This is a genomic window from Serratia sp. M24T3, assembly GCF_000257645.1.
Taxonomy (GTDB): Bacteria; Pseudomonadota; Gammaproteobacteria; order Enterobacterales; family Enterobacteriaceae; genus Rouxiella.
Genome location: NZ_AJHJ01000063.1, coordinates 1 through 6,974, shown reverse-complemented (window position 1 = coordinate 6,974; position 6,974 = coordinate 1). Strand labels below are relative to the sequence as shown.

Below are 6,974 nucleotides of genomic sequence, written 5' to 3'. Positions count from 1 at the left end.
CCTGCAAACGGTCTCAATAACGTAATCTATTTTGCCACAGTGCCAACCATCTGATTGTTTGTCGATTGGGATGTTAAGGCCTAAATGATTCACCCGTAAACCGGTCAATACTCCCTTAATAGTCACGGGCAAGCCTATATAATCATTAAGAGCTATCCCTGCACTAATTCCCGTTTCCAAATGAAAAAAAGGTTGTAATAATACATTTTCTATCGATTGATTAGTGAATATTTTTTTGATGATTTCATTTGATGGAAGAACTATTTGCATTTGAATTCCTGCTTTAGTATAAGCTAACGGAATTTCAGGTACGTTTGACGTAAAAGCAAACTGTTGCATAATGAGTGGAGTACGTATCGTACTTGATTCTTTAATAATATGGAGCAACACTTTATTGGTTGAAGTCAAATTTAGTGATTCGATAATATCTTCAATTTTTTGCCTAGTATCAATGTATTTTTTTTAGCTTTTGCTAACTCCTCAGTTTGTTGATTAAAATCATATAATATTTTTATTTGTGGTAAGCTATATTCAGGTGTGATGTCCTGCTTTTTATTTTTCCCTATATCATATTTTTTTGCCACAACAGCATCAGCCAAATCTTTGGCACTTGATTGTTTTATTGAAAGTCTTTCAAATTCTTTTTTACATTCACCACATCTAAGATATAATTGTGAAAGTTTAGATAAACAATCTTCATCTAGCAAACTATTTAATTCATATTGTACTTCAATTAGAGTCTTTTCAAAGTTACGTAGTGTTTCAGTTATTTGTTGCTGATAGGCATCATTAAGTTTGTTATAGGCTCCTTGGCAAATATGATAAACCATATCAAATGGCCGCAAAAGTGAACTTAACCAAGTTTGCTGCTCATTAGACATCTTCTCCAGCACGGACTCCGGTGGGGAATTAGGATCATGCAAATCAATAGTGAAAATTGGTTCCTGCTTAGGCTCGACATTAGGTTGTTCTTTTTGTTTATCTAATTCCCTCCAGCTTTTTAGTTCAATATTAACTTGAGTATTTTCTGCTTTCATTCGCCCTCTCCTTGGCTTCTATATACAAGTCAATTTAATAGCATGACTAAGAGCGTCAAGTTTTTAAAAAACGCTCTTTTGGCGTTAATTAGAAAGAACAATGTTATTATTTTCGATCTAGATCTTAAATTAGCGATGCCGGTGATACTCCTTATAAACCAGCTCCGAGAGAGTTTTTACTGCATTTTCGGCTCGAATGTTCCACTCAAAAGAAGTATTCAAACGTAAGCAGTGACTAAATCGGTTATCTACAGCAAACATCGTACCTGGAGCAACGCTAATTCTTTTTGTTAATGCTTGTTGATAAATTTTAGTCGCATCCATTTTGCCAGGCAGCTCGACCCAAATGAAGTAGCCTCCGGTCGGCTTGCTCAGCCGAGTTCCCGGCGGGAAAGAATTGAGAACGGCACTACGCATAGCGTTTTGTCGAAGTTCAAGCTGGCGGCGCAAGCGGCGCAGGTGAGCATCGTAACTTCCCTGATGCAAAAAATCGGCTAATGCCAACTGCACAGGCACACTGGCAGACAATGTGCTCATCAATTGCAGTCGCTGAATGCGCGATGCATAGTTTCCCGCAGCAACCCAACCCACTCGAAAACCCGGTGCAAGACATTTAGAAAATGACGAGCAATGGAGAATCTCCTGCCGATATGATGACATTTTTAAAGGGTTAGGCCGATCACCATTAAAATAGAGCTCCGCATAAACGTCATCCTCAATCAACGCCACTTGATTTCTGATGAGAATATCCACCAGTTGCCGCTTTTTATCTGGGTTCATCGTGCAACCTTGTGGATTTTGAAACGCTGACATCAACCAACAGGCTTTTATGGGGTAGGTCGCCATGGCCTGCTCCAGGGCTGCCAGGTCAATGCCTTGTTCCATATCCATCGGAATTGCTACTGCCTTGAGCTTTCTCCGTTCAATTGCCTGCAATACACCATAAAAGGCGGGAGACTCTATCGCCACCCAATCACCGGGTTGAGTGAGGACTTGCAGGCTCAACCCAAGCGACTCCATCGCTCCGGATGTAATAACAATTTCGTCCGGGGTGACCTCAACTCCCTGCAATGCATAACGTTGCGCTATGTTGCGACGCAAATCCTCATTTCCCGGCGGCAAATTAGCAATGGCGCTGTGCGGAGACATCCTCCTCACGGCGCTTGCGAGAGAACGTGCCAATTTTGGCTGAGGAAACAGTGTAGGATCGGGAAATGCAGATCCAAACGGCACAATATCGGAGTCCTGTCCTGCTTTTAAAATGTCAAAAATTGCATCATTGACATCAATTTGCTCGGCAGTATGCAGAGAAGAACCGTGCTCTAGTCTAAGCGGCCTGCTCGGGGCAACGTAATAGCCTGACTGTGGTCGAGAAACCAATGTTCCCTGGCTTTCAAGCAACTGATATGCCTGTAAAACTGTCATCAGGCTCAGTCCTGACTGCTTACAGCTTTCGCGTAACGAAGGCAGTTTTTCTCCAGGCAGCCAGACGTGGGCGTCAATTTGCCTGCGCAATGTTTGTGCCAGTTGCTGATAACGCGGCAGAGTCATAGGTTTCGCTTAACGTTGATGATGATTAGAATTATCCGAATAATATGTTATTTTTCAGCCACCCACAGCCCGATCCTTACAATTTCCCAACATTTTCTCCACGATCGTATGAATTGTGACACGCCTGCTTTCAGACATTTACAGTACCTCGCACTACTATTCATTTCCTGCGATAGAATGTATTTCGTCAAGTCAGTTAGGCCACTGCCTGCTGAATATACGCTAAGACACTGGCTGGTACAGAATCTGGCTATAACAGAACAATGAGGAATTAAATTATGCGCAAACTTACCGCAATGGTTGTGGCTTCAACTCTGGCTCTGAGCTCGGCTTCTTTTGCTTTCGCTGCAGAGACCACCCCAATGACTCCGGCGACGGGCGCACCGACCCAAACTCAGGGCAGCATGTCACAACATAAAGGTCCTCATCAAAATGGACTCTTTGCCGGCATCAACCTGACTGAACAACAACGTACGCAAATGAAAGCGCTGTGGAAAGAATCAGGAATGCACCGCGATCGTGGCGAGATGAAAAAGCAAATGGAAAGCCTCCATGGGCTTGTAGCTTCAAACAGTTTTAACGAGGCCAAGGTTAAAGGCGAGATTGAACAGATCACAAAATCGCAATCAACCCGTATGCTAGAACGCGCCAAAATTGAAAACAAAATGTATAACCTGCTGACAGCCGATCAGAAAAAACAGTTTAATGAAAATTACCAGAAACGTGCTGAGCAAATGGCGGAACATCACCGCGATCACAAACCAGATGCTGCAACTCCTGCATCGTAATCTTGCGGCTGAAAATCTGCTGATTAGCGAAACACACACCGGCCTTAGTGGCCGGTTTTTTTATGCCTGAAACGTGCACCATCGCGTAGTTAATCCACGCTTTGCCTTACACCTTCACTTAAAGCGTTCACTGCATCACAAATCTGATTTTCAATTTCATCTTGCTGCTGTGAAAGTCTCATTTTTACGCTGTAATCCTCAATGTCTGCAATAAGTTACCTCTGACTGAAATGGTCTGACCGTTTCTTGATCTGCCTGTTACACAACAATAGTAACCCCAAGGTTGCACATTGAAGGAGTTTAATCATGACAAACGTCAAGTCCGGAATTATCTGGCTAGTGGTGGCGTTAGTGGGAGCCTTTGCTTTTGGTATGCTGGCGCTGAGTCGAGGCGAACACGTCAATGCACTCTGGCTCGTGGTGGCTGCGGTTGCTTGCTACAGCATTGCCTATCGTTTCTACAGCCTGTTTATTGCGGAAAAAGTCTTTGGTTTAGACGATCGACGGACCACGCCTGCACTGCGTAAAAACGATGGTCTGGATTATGTTCCCACTAATAAATGGGTATTATTCGGCCATCACTTTGCGGCTATAGCCGGTGCTGGCCCGCTGGTAGGGCCTATTTTAGCGGCACAGATGGGCTTTTTACCCGGTACTATCTGGATCCTGGTTGGCGTCATGCTGGCCGGTGCGGTGCAAGACTTCCTGATTTTGTTTATCTCCACTCGCCGCGATGGTCGTTCTCTTGGTGAAATGGCCAAACAGGAACTCGGTGAGTTTGCAGGTGTAGTCACCATGCTTGGCGCGCTCGGAGTCATGATCATTATCCTCTCAGCATTAGCTTTGGTCGTGGTCAAGGCACTGGCCGACAGCCCATGGGGACTGTTTACTATTGCTGCAACAATCCCGATCGCGCTGTTTATGGGCATCTACATGCGATTTTTGCGCCCGGGTAAAATCGCCGAGGTCTCAGTGATTGGCTTTGTGCTGATGATGATGGCGATAATTTACGGCGGCAATGTGGCGCAAGATGCTTACTGGGGGCCTTTCTTTACTCTTCACGGCACAACATTGACCTGGGTTTTGGTGATCTACGGATTTATTGCCTCCGTGTTGCCTGTATGGTTACTTCTGGCTCCACGTGACTATTTGTCAACGTTCCTCAAAATTGGCGTTATTCTGGGCCTTGCCGTGGGCATAATTTTCGCAATGCCGGAAATGAAAATGCCCGCCGTCACCAAGTTTATTGACGGAAGCGGCCCGGTTTTCTCTGGTGGACTGTTCCCGTTCTTGTTTATTACCATTGCCTGCGGCTCTATCTCGGGTTTCCACGCGCTGGTAGCCAGCGGCACTACCCCAAAACTTATTGAGAAAGAGAGCCACATCCGTTTCATCGGCTACGGTGCAATGTTGATGGAATCCTTCGTGGCGATCATGGCACTTATCTGTGCATCGGTGATTGACCCAGGCGTTTATTTTGCCATGAACTCACCCGCCGCGCTGATTGGAACCACAGTTGAGACTGCTTCACAGGTGATTAACAGCTGGGGATTTGTTGTCACGCCAGATATGTTGACGGTTATCGCTCGTGACGTAGGGGAACATTCGATCCTTTCTCGCGCAGGTGGGGCTCCAACCTTTGCCGTAGGCATGGCGCATATCATCAGCGACGTCTTTAACAGCACCGCGATGATGGCTTTCTGGTATCACTTCGCCATTCTTTTCGAAGCCTTGTTTATCCTGACTGCCGTAGATGCCGGTACTCGCGCCTGTCGATTTATGGTGCAAGACCTGGTCGGCGTGGCGGTGCCTTCTCTGGCGAATAATCGTTCTTGGATTGGTACTATTGCCGGGACCAGCGTGTCAGTCGCGGGTTGGGGATTCTTTGTTTATCAGGGCGTTGTCGATCCGTTAGGCGGGATCAACACCCTGTGGCCGCTGTTTGGCATTGGTAACCAGATGTTGGCCTCGATGGCACTGATTCTCGGCACCGTAGTTTTATTCAAAATGAAGAAACAGCGCTATGCCTGGGTCACCATATTGCCGACTGTCTGGCTGTTTATAACCTCAATGACAGCCGGGTGGCAGAAAATTTTCCATCAGAATCCGTCGATCGGTTTTCTGGCACAGGCAAACAAATTCTCGGCTGGAATCGAGAGCAACACCATTATTAAACCGGCAAAAACGCTGGCAGATATGCACACCATTGTCCTCAATAATCAAATTAACGCGGCTTTATGCGGTTTCTTCATGCTGGTTGCAGTGACGATGCTCATCTCTGCTTTCTTTGTTATCCGTCGAGCGTTGAAATCACCAAAACCTACAGTGCATGAAACTAGCCCATTAGCTAGTCGGGAGGCGCGTCATGTCTGACTATGGATTGCCTTATCGCATGCGACCCCGGCAGCCGTTGATGATTGTTCGCTGCTATCCGTGGGTATCACGCCCGCCTCGTCCTGAAAACTTTCGCCAATGGGTGAGATTTATTGGTAAGGGAATTGCACAAAGTTTTCGCCTGATGGTTGGAGTACAGGATTACCCTAATTATGTGCAGCATATGCGGATACATCACCCACTACAGCAACCTATGAGCGAGAAGGAGTTTCATCGTTACTGCCTCAATGCCCGCTTTCCGAGTGAAGCTGGAAAGTTGGGTAAGTGTCCTTGTTAAAGAAATAAGCAACATCAGATCTGATTTTTTTGTGATTTCATGATCCACGCTGCGCCTGTTCTTCCCGACAGGCGTAGTATCACTCCTTATGTCCCGCCACTGAATATTGTCATAACCATGGAAATGACCACTCCTTTTCTTCTCCCTGCTGTCTGGGAAGATGCACTGCAAGTTATCGATTTAATCAGCTCAGCAGATGAAAATGCCCTGCTTTACCTCACTGGAAAGAACAGTCTTGATGAGGCAAAAGAGGTGTATCGGCAAGGCTTTAGTCGTGAAGATGTTTATTACAGCTACAGGTTCACGCTGGTTTGTTTTGTCAATGGACGTTTAGCCGGCTGTATTCTGGCTTTCCCCGGTTTTCTTGAGCCTGACTTTATTTCAGAGGCTGATTCTTCTTTACCGGATGTTCGAGAAGCGGAAGACGATGAGCTATATATTGATTCTCTGGCCGTCTATCCTGAATTTCGTGGGCAAAAAATTTCACGCTATTTAATTGATGCGGTTAAGGTGCAAGCTAAAAAGCATCAGCTCAGCAAACTTTCACTACTGGCTGACGACGCGAAACCCTATCTGGAGAAAATGTATCGCAGTTATGGATTCGAGGTAGTAGAGGAAATCATCTTGGATGGAGTGAGACACAAGAAAATGACCTATCTCATAAAATCCTAGGTCGCCATTAAGTAAGGGCAGCTGCCATTTAAAAAACAGCAACTCGCTGGAATCCTCTAAATATTTTAAGCGACAGCAAGGCGGCAATCTCGCGCATCCCCGGGAGCTTACATCAGTAAGTGACAGGGGTAAGCAAGGGCAACCAACCCAGCTGCCGTTTAAAAGATAGCCACTCGCTGGAATCCTCTAAATATTTTAAGCGACAGCAAGGCGGCAACCGCGCGCATCCCCGGGTGCTTACATCAGTAAGTGACC

General features: G+C 45.8%; 7 protein-coding genes. 4 read left to right on the top strand and 3 right to left on the bottom strand.

The window, feature by feature from the left end; translation table 11 throughout:
• From SPM24T3_RS23745 to SPM24T3_RS23735, 3 genes are all read right to left on the bottom strand, one after another.
• A partial coding sequence (locus tag SPM24T3_RS23745) for a hypothetical protein (protein ID WP_237713139.1) occupies positions 1-408 on the bottom strand: 408 nt, incomplete at its 3' end.
• A gap of 2 nt (positions 409-410) precedes the next feature.
• On the bottom strand, positions 411-1,037 hold the full coding sequence (locus SPM24T3_RS23740) for a hypothetical protein (protein ID WP_009639392.1): 627 nt from the start codon (positions 1,035-1,037) through the stop codon (positions 411-413).
• Between the two features lie 129 nt (positions 1,038-1,166).
• Positions 1,167-2,588: a PLP-dependent aminotransferase family protein gene (locus SPM24T3_RS23735; RefSeq protein ID WP_009639391.1), complete on the bottom strand. Its 1,422-nt coding sequence runs from the start codon at positions 2,586-2,588 to the stop codon at positions 1,167-1,169.
• 278 nt (positions 2,589-2,866) lie between these two features.
• Here SPM24T3_RS23735 and spy point away from each other — a divergent pair, with 278 nt between their 5' ends.
• From spy to SPM24T3_RS23720, 4 genes are all read left to right on the top strand, one after another.
• A complete protein-coding gene (spy, locus tag SPM24T3_RS23730) occupies positions 2,867-3,376 on the top strand; it encodes an ATP-independent periplasmic protein-refolding chaperone Spy (RefSeq protein WP_009639390.1) in 510 nt (169 codons plus the stop codon).
• A gap of 306 nt (positions 3,377-3,682) precedes the next feature.
• Positions 3,683-5,749: a carbon starvation CstA family protein gene (locus tag SPM24T3_RS23725; RefSeq protein WP_009639389.1), complete on the top strand. Its 2,067-nt coding sequence runs from the start codon at positions 3,683-3,685 to the stop codon at positions 5,747-5,749.
• Complete coding sequence (locus SPM24T3_RS25075) at positions 5,742-6,047, top strand: YbdD/YjiX family protein (RefSeq protein WP_009639388.1); 306 nt, start codon at positions 5,742-5,744, stop codon at positions 6,045-6,047. The genes SPM24T3_RS23725 and SPM24T3_RS25075 overlap by 8 nt, the downstream gene beginning before the upstream one ends.
• A gap of 117 nt (positions 6,048-6,164) precedes the next feature.
• Complete coding sequence (locus SPM24T3_RS23720; RefSeq protein WP_009639387.1) at positions 6,165-6,719, top strand: GNAT family N-acetyltransferase; 555 nt, start codon at positions 6,165-6,167, stop codon at positions 6,717-6,719.
• Positions 6,720-6,974 lie beyond the last annotated feature (255 nt).